Genomic DNA, 14,793 nt, shown 5'->3' on the forward strand with positions numbered 1-14,793 from the left:
TCACAGCGTGGCCGGGGCCACGTTCAAATCGGAAGCCGTGGGGGTGCCCGAAGCGGGCGTGTGCGCAGGGGTGGTGGCGCGGGCGCGTTGGCGGTAGCGTCGGTCGGCGGCGGCCAGGGCCCCGCCCAGTGCCATCAAGAGCGTGCCGCCCCAGACCCAGCCCATGAAGGGCTTGACCTGCACGCGCACGCCCCAGGCGCCGCTCGGCGCGGTGTCGCCCAGGGACACGTACAGGTCGCGCGTGAGGCCGCGGTCGATGGCGGCCTCGGTCATGGGCATGCGCTGCACGACGTAAAAGCGCTTTTCCGGGTGCAGGGTGGCCAGGTGGCGTCCGTGGTGGAAGACCTCGAAGGTGGCGCGCCCGGCCAGGTAGTTCGCGCCCTTGTGCTTGTCCAGGGCCTTGAAGTCGAAACGGTAGTCGCCCAGGGTGAGGCTTTGGCCCACCTGCAGGCTGGCGTCGCGCACCTGGTCCAGCCCCTTGACGAGGGTGACGCCCAGCACGAACACGCCCACGCCGATGTGGGCCACGATCATGCCCCAGAAGGCCAGCGGCACGGCGCGCCAGCGTTGCGCCAGCGACCGTTGTTCAGACCCGGCACGCAGGCGCTGCACCGCGTGCTGGACGCTGCCAAGCAGCACCCAGAAGGCCAGCAGCAGGCCGGTGCTCACGCCCACCGAGGTGCGCTGCGACAGCGCAATGCCGCCGGCCAGCAACACCGACACCAGCGCTACGCCGCGCAGCTCGTGCCAGGCACGCGCCACCGAGCCTTGCTTCCAGGCCACATAGGGGCCGACCGAGATCAGTAGCAAGAGCGGCAGCATCAGCGGCGCGAAGACGGCATCGAAGTAGGGCGGGCCCACCGAGATTTTGCCCAGGCCGAAAGCGTCGAGCGCCAGTGGGTAGAGCGTGCCCAGCAGCACGGTGCCCATGCTCACCACCAGGAAGACGTTGTTGAGCAGCAGCAGGGACTCGCGCGAGAAGGCGGCGAAGCGCCCACCCAGGCCCACCTGCGAGGCGCGCCACGCATACAGGGCCAGCGAGCCGCCGATGACGATGAGCAGGAAGACGAGGATGTAGAGACCGCGTTGCGGGTCGGACGCGAAGGCGTGCACCGAGGTCAGCACGCCCGAGCGCACGAGGAAGGTGCCCAGCAGCGACAGCGAGAAGGCCAGGATGGCCAGCAACACCGTCCAGTTCTTGAAGCTGCCGCGCTTTTCGGTCACGGACAGCGAGTGGATCAGCGCGGTGCCCACCAGCCAGGGCATGAAGGAGGCGTTTTCTACCGCATCCCAGAACCACCAGCCACCCCAGCCCAGCTCGTAATAGGCCCAGAAGCTGCCCAGCAAGATGCCCAGGGTGAGGAAGACCCAGGCGGCCAGCGTCCACGGCCGGGTCCACTTGGCCCAGGCGGCGTCCAGCTTGCCTTCGAGCAAGGCGGCAATCGCAAACGCAAAGGCCACTGAGAAACCCACATAGCCCATGTAGAGCAGGGGCGGGTGGAAGATCATGCCGGGGTCTTGCAGCAGCGGGTTCAGGTCTTGCCCATCGGGCGCCGAGGGAATCAGGCGTGCAAAGGGGTTGGACGTGAACAGCGTGAAGCTGAGGATGCCCACGCTGATGAGGCCCAGCACGGCCAGCACCCGCGCCACGGTGGCGGGTGGCAGTTGGCGGCTGAACAGCGCCACGGCCAGCGTCCAGCCCGACAGCATCAGCTGCCACAGCAAGAGCGAGCCCTCATGCCCGCCCCAGGCCGCCGCTACGCGGAACTGCACGGGCAGCAGCGAGTTGGCGTTGCCCGCCACATAGGCCACGGAGAAGTCCATGACCACGAAGGCATGGATCAGGATGCCAAAGGCCAGCGCGGCAAAGGCGAACTGACCGGCGGCCAGCGGGCGCGCCAGGCTCATGAAATGCGCCTGTTGGCGGTAGGCGCCCCACAGCGGCAGGCTGCCCAGCAGCAGCGACAGGCCCAGGGCCACGATCAGGGCGGTCTGCCCGAGTTCGGGGATCATGGTCGTGCTCCTTGTGGCAGCAGATCGGCTGGCGTGGGGCCACTCTGGCGGGCCGCCTTGCCTTGTTCGAGCGCGTAGGCGGCTTCGGGCGGCATGTAGTTCTCGTCGTGCTTGGCCAGCACCTCGTCGGCCACGAACAGCGGGCCGCCGGTCGCATTGGCCTGCAAACGGCCCTGGGCGACCACGCCCTTGCCTTCCTGGAACAGATCGGGCAGCAGGCCCTGGTAGCTCACGCGCACGCGCTGCGCCGTGTCGGTCACGACAAAGCTGTGGGTGATGCCATCGGCCTCGCGGCGGTGGCTGCCGGACTCGACCATGCCGCCCACGCGGAAGCTGCGCTGGCTCGGTGCCTCACCGGCCTGGATCTGCGTGGGGGTGAAGAAGAACACCAGGTTCTGCTGAAAGGCGGACAGCACCAGCCAGGCCGCCAGGCCCAGGCCGGAGAGTCCCAGCAGCACCAGGGTCAAACGTTTGTGACGGGGCTTCATGCTTCGCTTCGGCTTTCGTGTCGGATGTCATCCAGCAGGGCACGGCGGCTCAGCGCCAGGCCCACCAGTTCGGCGACGATGAAGAGCAGCACGGCCCCCACCGATCCCCACACATACAGGCCGTAGCCCCCCATGGCCCAGAAGGCCTCCCAGTTGGGCCAGTTCATGCGTGTGCCTCCTGTGTTTGCAGCTCGGGCAGATGTGCCACCCACTGGGCGTCGCGCTCACGCTCCAAGACCAGCGTGCGCAGTCGCCACAGCGACACGGCGATGGCGTAGGCCCACAGGCCCAGCGCGCACAGCAACATGCCCCACAGCATCGTGCTGGCCATGGTGGGCGCGGCCTTGAAGCTGATGGAGGCGCCCTGGTGGAGCGTGTTCCACCACTTCACCGAGAAGTAGATGATGGGGATGTTGACCACGCCCACCAGGGCCAGCAGGGCGCCGGCCTTGTCGCCGCGGCGCGGGTCGTCGATGGCCGATTGCAGCGCCATGAAGCCGATGTAGAGGAAGAGCAGGATCAGCTCCGAGGTCAGGCGCGCATCCCACACCCACCAGGTGCCCCAGGTCGGCTTGCCCCACAGGGCGCCGGTCCACAGGGCCAGGAAGGTGAAGGCGGCACCCGTGGGGGCCAGGGCGCGGGCCATCAAGGACGACAGGCGGGTGTTGAACACCCAGCCCAGCACGGCCCAGAAGGCCATGGCCAGGTAGATGAGCATGGACAGCCACGCGGCGGGCACGTGCACGAAGATGATGCGGTAGGCCTCGCCCTGCTGGTGGTCGGTGGGCGCGACGAAGAAGCCCACGTACAGGCCCGCCACCGTGAGCACGAAGGCCACGGCGAACAAGAGGGGCAGCAGGCGCGCGCTCAGCGCATAGGCGCGCTGCGGCGAGGCGTATTGCCAGAATGTCGATCCGATCACAGACACGGTTACGTTTCCTTCTTCAGCCCATCAGTCCACAGAGATGCGCAGCGCGGCGGCCGCAGCCCACGGCGTCAGCACGAGCGAGCCGGCCAGCAGCCCGGCCAGCAGGTAGAGGTGGGCGCTGGCGCCCAGGCCACTGGTGTGCGCCCCCACTGCGCCGGCGCCAAAGATCAGCACCGGGATGGAGAGTGGCAAGACCAGCAGCGACACCAGCACCCCGCCGCCGCGCACGCCCAGCGTCAGCGCGGCCCCGATGGCGCCGACCAGGCTCAGCACCGGGGTGCCCAGCAGCAGGCTGGCTGTCAGCACGGCGATGGCCTCGCCAGTGAGGTCGAACTGCAGGGCCAGCAGTGGGGCCAGGACCACCAGGGGCAGGCCCGAGACCAGCCAGTGCGCCAGCACCTTGGCCGCCACGATGACGCTCAGCGGCTCGGGCGACAGCAGCATCTGCTCCAGCGTGCCGTCGGCATGGTCGAGGGCGAACAGACGGCCCAGCGACACGGTGCTGGCCAGCAGGGCAGCCACCCACAGCACGCCGGGGGCCAGGGTGCGCAGAAGCTCGCGCTCCGGCCCCACGCCCAGCGGGAACAGGCTGACCACCATGATGAAAAAGAAGACCGTGGTCAGCACATCGGCACGGCGCCTGAACGCCAGCCGCACATCACGTTGGATGACCGCGGTGAAGACAGCCCACATCAGCCCCCCTCACCCGCGAGATCCTGCCCCAGCACGATCTCGTGGTGTCGGCGCGCCTGCAGGCGCTGCGGCTGGTGGGTGGTGTAGACCACGCTGGCCCCGTCGGCCAGTTGCTGTTCAAGCCAGTGAGAGAGCACGTCCACCGATTCGGTGTCGAGTGCGGTGAAGGGCTCGTCCAGGATCAACAGGGGCGCCACTGGCGGGATGGCCAGACGCGCCAGCAGCACGCGGCGACGCTGGCCTTGCGAGAGCGAGCGCACCGGCAGTTGCGCGCGCGAGCCCAGGCCCATGTGCTGCAAGGCGGCCAGTGCCTGCGCGCTGGTGCAGGTGCGGCCGGCCAGCGCAGCGCTGGTGCGCACGTTCTCCAGCGCGGTCAGGTCATCTTTGAGGCCTTGACGGTGTCCGATGTAGAGCAGGTCGCGGTGGAACACATCGCGCTGGCGACGGATGGCGCGGCCTTGCCAGCGCACCTCGCCGTGCTGCGGATCGGCCAGGCCGCACAGCAGGCCCAGTAAACTGGTCTTGCCACTGCCATTGCGACCGGCCACGCGCAGCGCCTCGCCCGCACCGACCTCGAAATCGAGGCCCGTGAAGAGCTGGCGTCGCCCTCGGGCGTAGCTGAGGCCGCAGGCCTGCAATGTCATGGTCGTCTGCCTTCAGAGGGAGTGGTCTGAGGGGGACTTTATCGACCGGGGGGTGAGGCACCAACGAATGAAAATGCACATCCATATGCAAGCCGTGGGGCGCGACCTCGGCGCCCTCAACAGAACAGGCCCCCGAAGGGGCCTGTCTGCGTCACGCCGTGGCGTGCATGCTCACTTGGTGGCGAAGCAGTACAGATAGCCCGCACCACCGGAGCTGACCAGCTTGGGCTGGCTGCAACCGCGGCTGGGGTGAGCCGAGTTCCACGACAGGGCCGTGGCGACACCACCGGTGCGGTCGAAGTGACCCACCTGCACTGCGCCGTCCTCGGCGCTGCTCGTGTAGTTCTTGCAGGTGCGGTCGCCGGCGTCCACCGGGAAGGCGCGACCATCCGGTGTCGAGCCGGTGAGGATGTCGTGCTCGTTGGGCGTGTCGCCGCTGCGCTTGACGAAGGCACCGGTCTCGGTGAGGGCGCTGCGCCAGTTCAGGGCGTTGCCAATGCGGGCTTCCTCGTGCACGTCACCATGCAGGTGGCTCACACTGCGCGCCACCAGGCCGCCTTGCACGTTGTACCAAGGGCCGGTGCCGATGCGATCACGGGCGTTGATGGCGGGCTGGCCGTTCGCGGCCTGGGTGCTCAGGTAGGCATGCCAGGTCTTGTCGCCCGCGCCCACAGCGGCGGCCAGCTTCTGACAGTGCGCATCGGCGCCAGCCAGGCCGCCAAAGTCAGCACCCTTGCCCGAGCCCACGCTGGTCACGAAGAAGCTGAACGGGCCCTTTTCCTGAGGCGGCGGGGTTTGTGCCTGGGCCATGCCGGCCAGGGTCAACAGGCTCACGGCCAGGGCCGAGGCTGCAAAGCGGTGCGTGCGGTTCATGGGGTCAGTCCTTCTTGCGGTAGTCGTCATGGCAGGCCTTGCAGGTGCCTTGCAGCTTGCCCAGCTGTGTCTTGATGGTGGCCACATCGCCCAGGGCAGCCACGCGGGCCAGCTCGTTGGCTTCCTTGTTGAAGCGGCCGGCCACTTCACCGGCCTTGGGGTCAGTGAAGAGCTCCGGCTTGACGGTGGTTTCCTTCCAGCCCTTGCCGGTTTCGGTGCCAGGCGCAAACAGTGAGCCCAGGCCCGAGTTGGCGATGGCGGCGATGGTGTTGGCCGCCTTGACGACCTCGTCCTTGTTGAAGCTGCCGTCCACATTGGCTTTGACGCGGCCGGTGTTCCAGGCAATGACCTGGTAAGCCGACTGGCGCCATTTGATGAGTTGTTCGGGCTTGGGTGCCTGCTGGGCCACGGCCGAGGCCGAGGCGGCCAGGGCGGCGATGGCCAGCACCGGTGCAACGATGCGGTTCACACGCTGGTTCATGGGTGTTCCTTCACGGAGTTGGGGATGAAAAGGGCTGCGCTCAGGAACGCAGGTGTTGCTGGAAGAAGGCCACCGTGCGTTGCCAGGCCAACGCAGCGGCGGCCTGGTCGTAACGCGGGGTGGTGTCGTTGTGGAAGCCGTGCTGGGTGTCCGGGTAGACATAGGCTTGGTAGTTGCGCTGGTGGCGCTGGAGCGCGGCCTCGTAGCGAGGCCAGTCGGCATTGATGCGCTCGTCGTTGGATGCGAGTTGCACCAGCAGGGGCGCCTGGATGCGGGCGACATCGGCGTCAGGCGGGTGGGCGCCGTAGAAGGGCACGGCGGCGGCCAGGTCCGGCACCTGGGTGGCCAGGAAGTTGGCCATGCCCCCGCCATAGCAAAAGCCCACGACCCCGACCTTGCCGTTGCCCCGTGGCAGCTGCTTCAGGTAGGCGGCCGAGGCCAGGAAGTCGGCGCGCGTGCGCGTCTGGTCCAGTTGCGGGAACAGGGCACGGGCCTTGTCTTCGTCGCCGGGGTAGCCACCCAGTGGGTAGAGCGCATCGGGGGCAAAGGCGATGAAGCCTTCCAATGCCAGGCGGCGGGCCACGTCTTCGATGTGGGGGTTGAGGCCCCGGTTCTCGTGCACCACCAGCACGGTGGGCAAGCGCCCCGGGCGGCCGACGGGTTGCACCAGGTAGCCACGCACGGTCTCGTAACCCTGCGGCGAGGGGATCTCGATGTAGGTGGCGCGAATGCGCTCGTCGGTGTGGTGCACCTGCTGCGCGTGGGCAAAGTTGGGGCTCAGCTCGGCCAGCACGGCTTCGGCGGCCACGATGCCGGCGGTGTACTTGGCTGCGCCTTGCACAAAGCCGCGGCGGCTGAGCAGGCCGTGCACATACTGGTCGAACAGCTTGAGCACTTCCGGGGCGAAATCCTGGGCAGTCTTGCGGGTCATGTCGTCGGCTCCTGGGTGAATGAGGGGCTGAGGGGCGAGGGGCTCAGTTCGTGGGCTGGGCGGTGCGGCCGCTCAGGCCCTGGACCACGCTCAGCGTCTGCTCGACGTTGGCCACCGGCGGCAGTCCGCCCACGGTGGCGGCCACCTTGCCGTCGGGGGTGAGGATGAAGGTGGTGCGCTCCACGAAGGCGTGGTCGATGTCCTCGCCACGCGTGTCCTTGCGCCCGGCCCGTTCGGCCACGCTCAATGCAAAGGCGCGCGAGACCTCGCCCTTGGCGTCAGAGGCCACGGCCACCTTGCCGGCGCAGTACTCGGGGTCGGCCGAAAACTTGTTGAGGCGGTCGATGCTGTCCAGCGACACCCCGATCACCGACGCGCCGGCTGCGGCGAACTTGTCAGCGTGGACCGCAAAGGTGCGCGCCTGGACGTTGCAGCCGCCCGTGTAGGCCGAGGGGTAGAAATAGACCACCACCGGGCCCTTTTGCAACTGGGCCTTGAGCGAGTAGGCAAAGGCCTTGCCGTTGAGCGAGGCTTGCAGGGTGAAGTCCGGGGCCGCATCGCCGGCTTGAAGGGCAGCCCAGGCGGGCAGGCTCATCAGGGCTGAGACGAGGCCACTCACGATCCATCTTTTCATCGGGTTCTCCAAAAGGTTGTTCAAAGGGGTTCACAAGCCCGACAGGTACAGCGCCAGGCTTTCCACCTCGGCATCGGTCAGGGGCTTGAGCACCTGGTTCATCACGCCGTCGGCGCTGTTGCGGCGCTCGCCCGAGCGCCAGTCACGCAGTTGCTGGTCGAGGTATCGCCACTCCTGTCCGCCAATCACCGGCACCAGCGGCAGCCCGGCCACGCCTTTGCCTTGTGCGCCGTGGCATTGCACGCAGGCCAGCACGCCGCGCGCGGCATCGCCCTGCTCATAGAGCTGACGGCCCACCGTGTGCGCGGCGCCGCCTTCGCCCTTCATGCCGGGCTGGCTGGCGAAGTAGGCAGCGATGTCGCGCACGTCCTCGTCGGCCACGCTGCGGGCCATGATGGCCATCTGGTCGTGCTTGCGGGCACCGGAGCGGAAATCGCGGATCTGCTTGAGGATGTAGTCCGGATGCTGGCCGGCCAGCTTCGCGAACTTGCCCTCTGGGCCGTTGGCGTGGCCGGCACCGTGGCCGTCCACCCCATGACATTCGATGCAGCGCTCGGCATCGGCTTTTTCCTTGCCCAGCACCGGGTCACCGGGCGGGGTCACTTTCGCAGGGGCTGCCTTGCCCTTGGCATTGGCGGCGTGAGCCGACCAGGCCAGGCCCAAGCCCAGGGACAGCGACAACAGCACGGGGTACAACCATGACTTCACAGACGATCCTTCATGTCAGGATTGCTTGTAGAAGGTGTGGCACGCACGGCAGGTGCGAGACAGCTCGGTGGCCGACTCCGAGGCGCCCCCGAAGTCCTTGCCCTCGACCTGCTGGACGATCTTGCGCGTCAACGCCAGGCTCTTGCGCGACAGCTCCACGCCATCGGGGGCATCGCCTTTGCCGACGTAGTGGGCCTCCACGGCGCCAAACAGCTGGTGCAGTTCCTGGGCATCCTTCAGGCTGCCAGCTGCATCGCTGCCGGCAATGTGGGAGGCCATGCTCTTGTTGGTGTCCTCGATGGTTTGCATCAGGTCCATGTCCAGCGCGGGCAGCGCGGCATGCACGGCGCTGGCCAAGGCCAGCAGGGCACTGATCACCAGGGGGGTCTTGCGCATAAGAAAACGACTGCTCTTTCCAGCGTGGACTCGCGATCCCGCTTTTTGTGTTGTTGTGTCATCGGGGGCCGGTCAGCCGCCACGCCCAGGTGACGGCTGAACCGGACTGGGGGCGTCAAGCCAGGATGTCGGTCACGACCTTGCCGTAGACCACCGTGGGGCGCTCGGTGCGGCCGTTCGTCAGGAAGGTCGTCTTCAGGTGGTTCAGGCCCAGCAACTGCAAGACGGTGGCGTGCAGGTCGTAGGTGTCCACGGCCTTGTCCTTGTCGGCCGTCTGCAGGCCGATCTCGTCGGTGGCGCCGTAGGTGTAGCCCGCCTTGAGGCCGCCACCGGCCAGCCACTGGGTGTAGCCCCAGGGGTTGTGGTCGCGGCCGGTGCCGCTTTCGCCCCAGGAGGTGCGGCCGAACTCGGAGGTCCAGACCACCAGCGTGCTCTCCAGCAGGCCGCGCGACTTCAGGTCGGCCAGCAAGCCGGCAATCGGCTTGTCCACCATGCGGGCCATCGTGGCGTGGTTCGTTTCCAGGTCATCGTGGGCGTCCCAGTCGCGGCGCTCGGACTCGACGTTGTTGGGCAGGCCCGAGACCACCTGGATGAAGCGCACGCCGTTCTCGACCAAGCGACGGGCCCGCAGCAGCACCTCGCCGTAGCTCTGGCTGACCTTGTCGTTGATGCCATACAGGTCACGGGTGGCGGCGGTTTCCTTGCTGATGTCCACGGCCACCGGGGCGGCAGCTTGCATGCGGTCGGCCAGCTCGTAGGACTGCAGGCGGGCGCGCAACTCCGAGTCATGCGGATAGCGTTCGGCACCCAGGTTGTTCAGGCGCTTGAGCAGGTCCAGCGACTTGCGCTGCTGTGTCGGGTTGCGGGCGTCCGGGCGGTCCAGGTACAGGATGGGCGAGTTGCCGGGGCGGAAGGGCGTGCCCTGGTACACCGCTGGCAGGAAACCCGCGTTCCAGTTGGCCGAGCCGGCACGCGGCTCGCGGTCGCCGTTGTAGAGCACGACGTAAGCGGGCAAGTCTTGGTTGCGTGAGCCCAGCGCATAGGTGATCCACGCACCCAGTGACGGACGGCCCGGGTTCAGGTCGCCGGTGTTGAGTTTGAGGATGGAGATGTCGTGGGTGGCCCCCACGGTCACGCTCGACTTGATGAAGGTCATCTTGTCGCCATGCTTGGCCAGGTTGGGCAACAGGTCAGAGAACCAGGCACCGCTTTCGCCATGCTGTTTCCAGGTGCGCTTGGACGCGTACAGCTTGCCCAACCCACCCTGGGTGCTGGTCTTGATGCCCTTGAGGAAGGAGGCAGGCACGTGCTGGCCGGCCAGCTTGATCAGGTCAGGTTTGTAGTCATACAGGTCCAGCGTGCTGGGCGCGCCTTCCTGATGCAACCAGATCACCGACTGGACCTTGGCGGGAAAGTGCGGGTCCTTGGGGGCCAAGGGATCGGCCAGCTCGGCCGCGCTCGCTGCCTGGATGGTGCCCACGCCCGGGATGAAACCGCCCAGGGCGGCCCCACCGACGCCCAGGCCGGACTTGAAGAGGAATTGACGACGTGAATCGTGGCTCATGTGATGTCCTTGTGTGTTCGTGATGTGAGGAGGCTCAGAAGCGGTAGGCGAAGTCGTTGGAGTTGGCAACCGTGTGGACGAGGTCCACAAAGGCGGCCGACTTCACCGGGTCGAATTGCGCGTTGGTCTTGATGCCCGAGGGCACGGCCACTTCGAACTTGCCGTTGGCGGCGCGTTGGCGGATGGCGATCTGCTGCTCGGCCAGGAAGTGCTTGAGCGTGGCCAGCTCCTGCTTGTTGGCCGGGCGGGCAAACAGGATCTCGTAGAGGCGATTGAGCTGCGAGGTCTCGTTCGCACCGGCTTCGTTCACCACCCGTCCAGCCAGGGCCTGCGACCAGTCGAACACCACTTCGCTGTTGAACAGCGTCAGCGCCTGCAGCGGCGTGGTGGTCACATCGCGCTTGTGGTGCGGCGCGTTGGGGTTGGGCAGGTCAAAGTTCGAGGTGACAGGGTAGGGGAAGCTGCGACGTGAGAACACGTACAGGCTACGGCGATACCAGTCCTCCTTGTTCTCCGACACGGCCCAGGTGGTGTCCCCGGCGAAGTCCACCGAGTTGCCCAGACCGGCCCCCCCCTTGACGATGGGAGGCAGCACCGAGGGGCCGCCCACCTTGTCGACCAGCAGGCCCGATGCGTACAGCAGCGAGTCGCGGATGACTTCGGCGTCCAGGCGCTTGCGCGGATAGACGGCCAGCAGCTTGTTGTACGGATCGACCTTCAGCACGTCGGCGCGCTCGTCCGAGGCCTGGCGGTAGGTGCTCGACAGCAGGATCTCACGGTGCAGCTTCTTGACGCTCCAGCCGTTTTGCACGAACTGGCTCGCCAGGTGATCCAGTAGCTCGGGGTGGGTGGGCTTGGCACCGGCGCGACCGAAGTCCTGCACGGTTTCGATGATGCCCTTGTCAAAGTACTGGGCCCAGACGCGGTTGGCGTAGACGCGGGCAGTCAGCGGGTTGCTGTCGCTGCTCAGCCAGTTGGCCAGTGCGGCGCGGCGGCCAGACGAGGTGGCCGTGGGTTTGATGTCCAACTGCACCTTGCCACCCCACAGGGCGGGGATGCCGGGCTCCACCGCTTCGAGCGGACGCTCGTGGATGCCGCCAAAGCGCACATGGGTGGGTGGGACCTCCTTGTTGCTCAGCTCCAGTGCGGTGGTGTACTGGCCCAGTACGCGGGTGGGCTTGAGCTTGTCGAACTTCTTGAGCTCGACCGACAGGCGCTTGTATTCCTTGTACTTTTCGATGTTGTCCGCGTTGTAAGCCGGGAAGCCGGGCTTGGTCGTGTCTTCCAGATAGCCGGCGATGTCGGCTTCGCTGGCCACGGCATCCTTGCGCCAGTTCACCCAGCGATCGAGCGCGGTCCATTCGCTTTGCGGCTTGAAGATGGCGTCGCGGCTGTCGGTCAGGTAGCGCTCGTTGTGGAACTTGCGACCGGCTTCCCGCACGGAGTCCAGGATGGCCTTTTGCTGCGCGCGGATGTCCTTGGTGGCCTCCTGGTAGGTGGCCAGCGCTTGCTGATACTCCTTGTCGTAGGCGGTCTCCGAGCCCTTGGCCAGCGGCGTCTTCTCGTTGAAAGCGGTGTTGGCAAAGAAGGCCTGCAGCTGGAAGTACTCCTTCTGGCTGACGCGGTCGGCCTTGTGGTTGTGGCAGCGTGCGCAACCGATGGTGCTGGACAAGAACACCTCACCGACCATGTCGGTCAGGTCGGTCTCGATCTGGTACTTGCGCTGCACCAGATCGCGTGAGTTGTAGTTGTCGGGGTAGCCGGCCAGAAAGCCGGTGGCGATGCGCGCCGTCTGGTTGTCGGGCCACAGCTCGTCGCCGGCAATCTGCTCCTGGATGAAGCGGTTGAAGGGCTTGTCGGCGTTGAATGCGTCGATCACGTAGTCGCGGTAGCGCCAGTTGTTGTGGCGGGTGCGGTCTTGCTGGAAGCCGGTGCTGTCGGCATAGCGGGCCAGGTCCAGCCAGCGGCGGGCCTGGCGCTCGCCGAAGCGTTGCGAGGCCAGCAAGCGGTCGACCAGCTTGGCGTGGGCGTCGGGGGACTTGTCCTGCACGAAGGCCTGAATCTCTTCCGGCGTGGGCAGCAGGCCCCAGGCGTCCAGGGTGGCGCGGCGGATGAAGGTGGCGCGGTCGGCGTCCTTGGAGGGCTTCAGCCCTTTGGCCTCGAGTGCCGACAGCACAAAGGCGTCCACCGGGCTCCGGACCCAGCTCTTTTGCTGGACGGTGGGTGGGGCCGGATCCTTCACCGTTTGATAGGCCGACCAGGCCTTGGGGGCCGCCGCACGAGTCGGTGCAGCCGTGGCGCCCGAGGGCGCGTCTGCGGCCCACGCCGATGTCGCGGCGGCGCCCACGACCAGAGACAGATATATCGCCTTATTCATCTTTCATTACCCCTTAGCCCTCATGCGGATTGCGCATGTGTTTGACCGAATTGCACATAAGCCTGTTTGGCTGCGTCAGCGCAGAAGCGAATCTCGGTGTCCGATGTGATTCGTGCTGCTCTGTGCGCGCTGCTGGCCCTTCATTGCAACTATCGAGCCAGCTTTTTTGGGGTGGGGCTTCTGGGTTAATTGTTTTGCCAAGTTGTTGTTTTTATTGTGTATTTGTATTTTTAATATGGGTATGAACAAGGGGCATGCACAAAGGCGTTGAGCAAGCGGTGTGGGCCCTGTTGGTTAATGCGCACGGGGCATGTTGAAAAAACAGCAACCCATATTGATAAGTCAGCAGAAACCCTCAAAAAAACCACCAAAAGGCTGGCACGGCTTATGCGTAATTGGGTTTCAAGTCGATTCGCAATCCATTCGTTCCGGCATATCAAGGAGTCATTCAAGGTGCATTCGTTCAAAACCAACGTGCTGGCCAGTGCTGTGGTGCTGGCGCTGTCCGGCGCAGCCGTTCACGCTCAGCCAGCCAGTGAAATCCGTTCCCTCAAAGGCACGGTGGAAGACCTGCGCAAACAGGTGCAGGAACTCAAGAAGAGCAGTCCCAAAGCGTCGGCCAGCTCTCTGGAGCAGGCCCGCATCGATGAGCTGACCAAACAGGTCAACGAGCTGCGTGCGCTGCTGACGCAGCAACAGCAATCGGCCCAGGCTGCAGCCCAAACCGTGGCCGCCGCCGGTGGGGAAGAAACCAAAGAGGCGCTCGAAGCGCGCACCCCGGCCACCCAGGCCGACATCACGGGCCTGCGCGCTGACATCGAGAACTACAAGTACGACCAGTCCCGCCTGCAGGAGCGCAACATCCCCAGCGTGACCCGCAACACCCGCATCGGCGGCTCGCTCACGCTGCGGCATGACTTCAGCAATCCCGGTGCAGCGAGGTCAGCCTCGTCCAGCGGCAATGGTCCGACCGACCTCCGTCAGAGTGGCTTCAATGCTGCGGCCTTTGGCCTGAACTTCTCAGGGAACCTGTTCCGCGATTACGCCGAAGGTCGCAACCTCACCTATCGCCTGGCGCTGACCTCGGACAACACCGCCGCCAGCGGCAAGACGGGCATCAACCTGACCGACGCCTACCTCCGCTACAGCTTCAACCCCTCCACCGGCAACCCGGAGGACCCGCTGGGCACGATCACGCTGGGTCAGCAGACGGTGGCCTTCGGTCAGGACGCACAGGCGCTGGACCCTGAAGTCAAGGCCGTGATCGGCAATGCCGGCTTCGTCTCCGGTCTGGGCCTGAACAACCGCCAAGTGGGCTTGGTGGTGGCGGGCGACGTCAGCCCCTATGTGGACTTCACCAACAACTACCGCGCGCCGCTGCTGTCTTACTCGCTGGGCTTGTTCAACGGCAACGGTCCCAACAAGGCCGACAACAACGACTACCGCGACATCGCTGCGCGTCTGGTCTACACCTTGCCGGTGGACTACAACAGCTGGTTCCGCCAGTTGCAACTGGGGGCTTCCTATTACCGCGGCTACCTCTCACTGGGCCCGGCCAGCACGACGGCGGTGACCACGGCCACCGAGAAGGGCCGCAACGACATCTTCGGCTTCGACGTCAACTGGACGCACCTGCCGTTCTCGGTGTCCTATGAGTGGGCTTACGGCAAGCAAGAGCTCTACAAGCTCGACACGCTGGTCACCACAGGCAAGAACGCCGATGGCTACAAGCGCGGCGTGGGCCAGTACATCAACCTGGGCTACACCTGGGGCGAACAGTTTCTGGCCAGCTCACGCCAGCAGGGCAAGTTCGACGACTACTGGCCCAAGTCCTACCAGGCCTTCGTGCGCTTCGACACCTGGGACCCCAACCGCAGCGCCCTGGTCAACGACGACAAGAAGGTCGCCACCACGCTGGGTTTGAACGTGTTCTTTGCCGAGACCACCAAGCTCCAGGTGAACTACGTGCGCACACGCAACCAACTCAACGGCAAACCCTCCACCGAGGCTGCGCCTGAAACCAACAACCTGTGGCAAGTCCAGCTCAACGCCACGTTTTGACC

Annotated in this window: 15 protein-coding genes; 1 reads left to right on the plus strand and 14 read right to left on the minus strand. The window is 66.0% G+C overall.

The annotated features are described in order from the left end of the window. The 14 genes from AC3WW4_RS00905 to AC3WW4_RS00970 form a co-directional block, all read right to left on the minus strand. Positions 1-2,013, minus strand: coding sequence for a heme lyase CcmF/NrfE family subunit (locus AC3WW4_RS00905; RefSeq protein ID WP_488826459.1), 2,013 nt, complete (start codon positions 2,011-2,013; stop codon positions 1-3). After that, the gene (gene ccmE / locus AC3WW4_RS00910; RefSeq protein WP_488826460.1) at positions 2,010-2,501 is read right to left on the minus strand and encodes a cytochrome c maturation protein CcmE; all 492 of its coding nucleotides are present in this window, start codon (positions 2,499-2,501) and stop codon (positions 2,010-2,012) included. Before ccmE ends, AC3WW4_RS00905 begins: the two co-directional genes overlap by 4 nt. Next, positions 2,498-2,668, minus strand: coding sequence for a heme exporter protein CcmD (ccmD, locus tag AC3WW4_RS00915; protein ID WP_306565225.1), 171 nt, complete (start codon positions 2,666-2,668; stop codon positions 2,498-2,500). The genes ccmE and ccmD overlap by 4 nt, the downstream gene beginning before the upstream one ends. Next, on the minus strand, positions 2,665-3,429 hold the full coding sequence (gene ccmC / locus AC3WW4_RS00920) for a heme ABC transporter permease CcmC (RefSeq protein ID WP_488826461.1): 765 nt from the start codon (positions 3,427-3,429) through the stop codon (positions 2,665-2,667). Before ccmC ends, ccmD begins: the two co-directional genes overlap by 4 nt. Before the next feature lie 24 nt (positions 3,430-3,453). Continuing rightward, on the minus strand, positions 3,454-4,122 hold the full coding sequence (ccmB, locus tag AC3WW4_RS00925; protein WP_488826462.1) for a heme exporter protein CcmB: 669 nt from the start codon (positions 4,120-4,122) through the stop codon (positions 3,454-3,456). After that, positions 4,122-4,766 (minus strand): cytochrome c biogenesis heme-transporting ATPase CcmA, encoded by a 645-nt coding sequence (ccmA, locus tag AC3WW4_RS00930; protein WP_488826463.1) that lies wholly within the window; start codon positions 4,764-4,766, stop codon positions 4,122-4,124. Before ccmA ends, ccmB begins: the two co-directional genes overlap by 1 nt. A 171-nt stretch (positions 4,767-4,937) precedes the next feature. Continuing rightward, the gene (locus tag AC3WW4_RS00935) at positions 4,938-5,639 is read right to left on the minus strand and encodes a lectin (RefSeq protein WP_488826464.1); all 702 of its coding nucleotides are present in this window, start codon (positions 5,637-5,639) and stop codon (positions 4,938-4,940) included. A 4-nt stretch (positions 5,640-5,643) separates the two neighbouring features. Beyond that, complete coding sequence (locus AC3WW4_RS00940; protein ID WP_488826465.1) at positions 5,644-6,120, minus strand: c-type cytochrome; 477 nt, start codon at positions 6,118-6,120, stop codon at positions 5,644-5,646. A gap of 40 nt (positions 6,121-6,160) precedes the next feature. Beyond that, positions 6,161-7,051, minus strand: coding sequence for a dienelactone hydrolase family protein (locus AC3WW4_RS00945; protein WP_488826466.1), 891 nt, complete (start codon positions 7,049-7,051; stop codon positions 6,161-6,163). Between the two features lie 43 nt (positions 7,052-7,094). After that, entirely contained in the window at positions 7,095-7,685 is a 591-nt protein-coding gene (locus tag AC3WW4_RS00950) for a peroxiredoxin (RefSeq protein ID WP_488826468.1), read from the minus strand. Between the two features lie 30 nt (positions 7,686-7,715). Beyond that, positions 7,716-8,393 (minus strand): c-type cytochrome, encoded by a 678-nt coding sequence (locus AC3WW4_RS00955; protein ID WP_488826470.1) that lies wholly within the window; start codon positions 8,391-8,393, stop codon positions 7,716-7,718. A 15-nt stretch (positions 8,394-8,408) separates the two neighbouring features. Next, positions 8,409-8,789 (minus strand): hypothetical protein, encoded by a 381-nt coding sequence (locus tag AC3WW4_RS00960; RefSeq protein WP_488826472.1) that lies wholly within the window; start codon positions 8,787-8,789, stop codon positions 8,409-8,411. Between the two features lie 115 nt (positions 8,790-8,904). Beyond that, the gene (locus AC3WW4_RS00965) at positions 8,905-10,353 is read right to left on the minus strand and encodes a DUF1501 domain-containing protein (RefSeq protein WP_488826473.1); all 1,449 of its coding nucleotides are present in this window, start codon (positions 10,351-10,353) and stop codon (positions 8,905-8,907) included. A 34-nt stretch (positions 10,354-10,387) separates the two neighbouring features. After that, positions 10,388-12,730, minus strand: a complete 2,343-nt coding sequence (locus tag AC3WW4_RS00970; protein ID WP_488826475.1) for a DUF1549 and DUF1553 domain-containing protein — start codon at positions 12,728-12,730, stop codon at positions 10,388-10,390. Between the two features lie 453 nt (positions 12,731-13,183). On the opposite strand from AC3WW4_RS00970, the gene AC3WW4_RS00975 reads away from it, so the two are divergent. Beyond that, the gene (locus AC3WW4_RS00975; RefSeq protein WP_488826477.1) at positions 13,184-14,791 is read left to right on the plus strand and encodes a hypothetical protein; all 1,608 of its coding nucleotides are present in this window, start codon (positions 13,184-13,186) and stop codon (positions 14,789-14,791) included. Positions 14,792-14,793: the final 2 nt, after the last annotated feature.

The organism is Aquabacterium sp. TM01 (assembly GCF_057808345.1).

Coding starts and splice junctions, on each gene's coding strand:
- ccmB (WP_488826462.1), bottom strand. CDS start 4,122: ATGTGGGCTGTCTTCACCGCGGTCATCCAACGTGATGTGCGGCTGGCG.
- AC3WW4_RS00940 (WP_488826465.1), bottom strand. CDS start 6,120: ATGAACCAGCGTGTGAACCGCATCGTTGCACCGGTGCTGGCCATCGCC.
- AC3WW4_RS00960 (WP_488826472.1), bottom strand. CDS start 8,789: ATGCGCAAGACCCCCCTGGTGATCAGTGCCCTGCTGGCCTTGGCCAGC.
- AC3WW4_RS00965 (WP_488826473.1), bottom strand. CDS start 10,353: ATGAGCCACGATTCACGTCGTCAATTCCTCTTCAAGTCCGGCCTGGGC.
- ccmE (WP_488826460.1), bottom strand. CDS start 2,501: ATGAAGCCCCGTCACAAACGTTTGACCCTGGTGCTGCTGGGACTCTCC.
- AC3WW4_RS00905 (WP_488826459.1), bottom strand. CDS start 2,013: ATGATCCCCGAACTCGGGCAGACCGCCCTGATCGTGGCCCTGGGCCTG.
- AC3WW4_RS00945 (WP_488826466.1), bottom strand. CDS start 7,051: ATGACCCGCAAGACTGCCCAGGATTTCGCCCCGGAAGTGCTCAAGCTG.
- ccmD (WP_306565225.1), bottom strand. CDS start 2,668: ATGAACTGGCCCAACTGGGAGGCCTTCTGGGCCATGGGGGGCTACGGC.
- AC3WW4_RS00970 (WP_488826475.1), bottom strand. CDS start 12,730: ATGAATAAGGCGATATATCTGTCTCTGGTCGTGGGCGCCGCCGCGACA.
- AC3WW4_RS00935 (WP_488826464.1), bottom strand. CDS start 5,639: ATGAACCGCACGCACCGCTTTGCAGCCTCGGCCCTGGCCGTGAGCCTG.
- ccmA (WP_488826463.1), bottom strand. CDS start 4,766: ATGACATTGCAGGCCTGCGGCCTCAGCTACGCCCGAGGGCGACGCCAG.
- AC3WW4_RS00950 (WP_488826468.1), bottom strand. CDS start 7,685: ATGAAAAGATGGATCGTGAGTGGCCTCGTCTCAGCCCTGATGAGCCTG.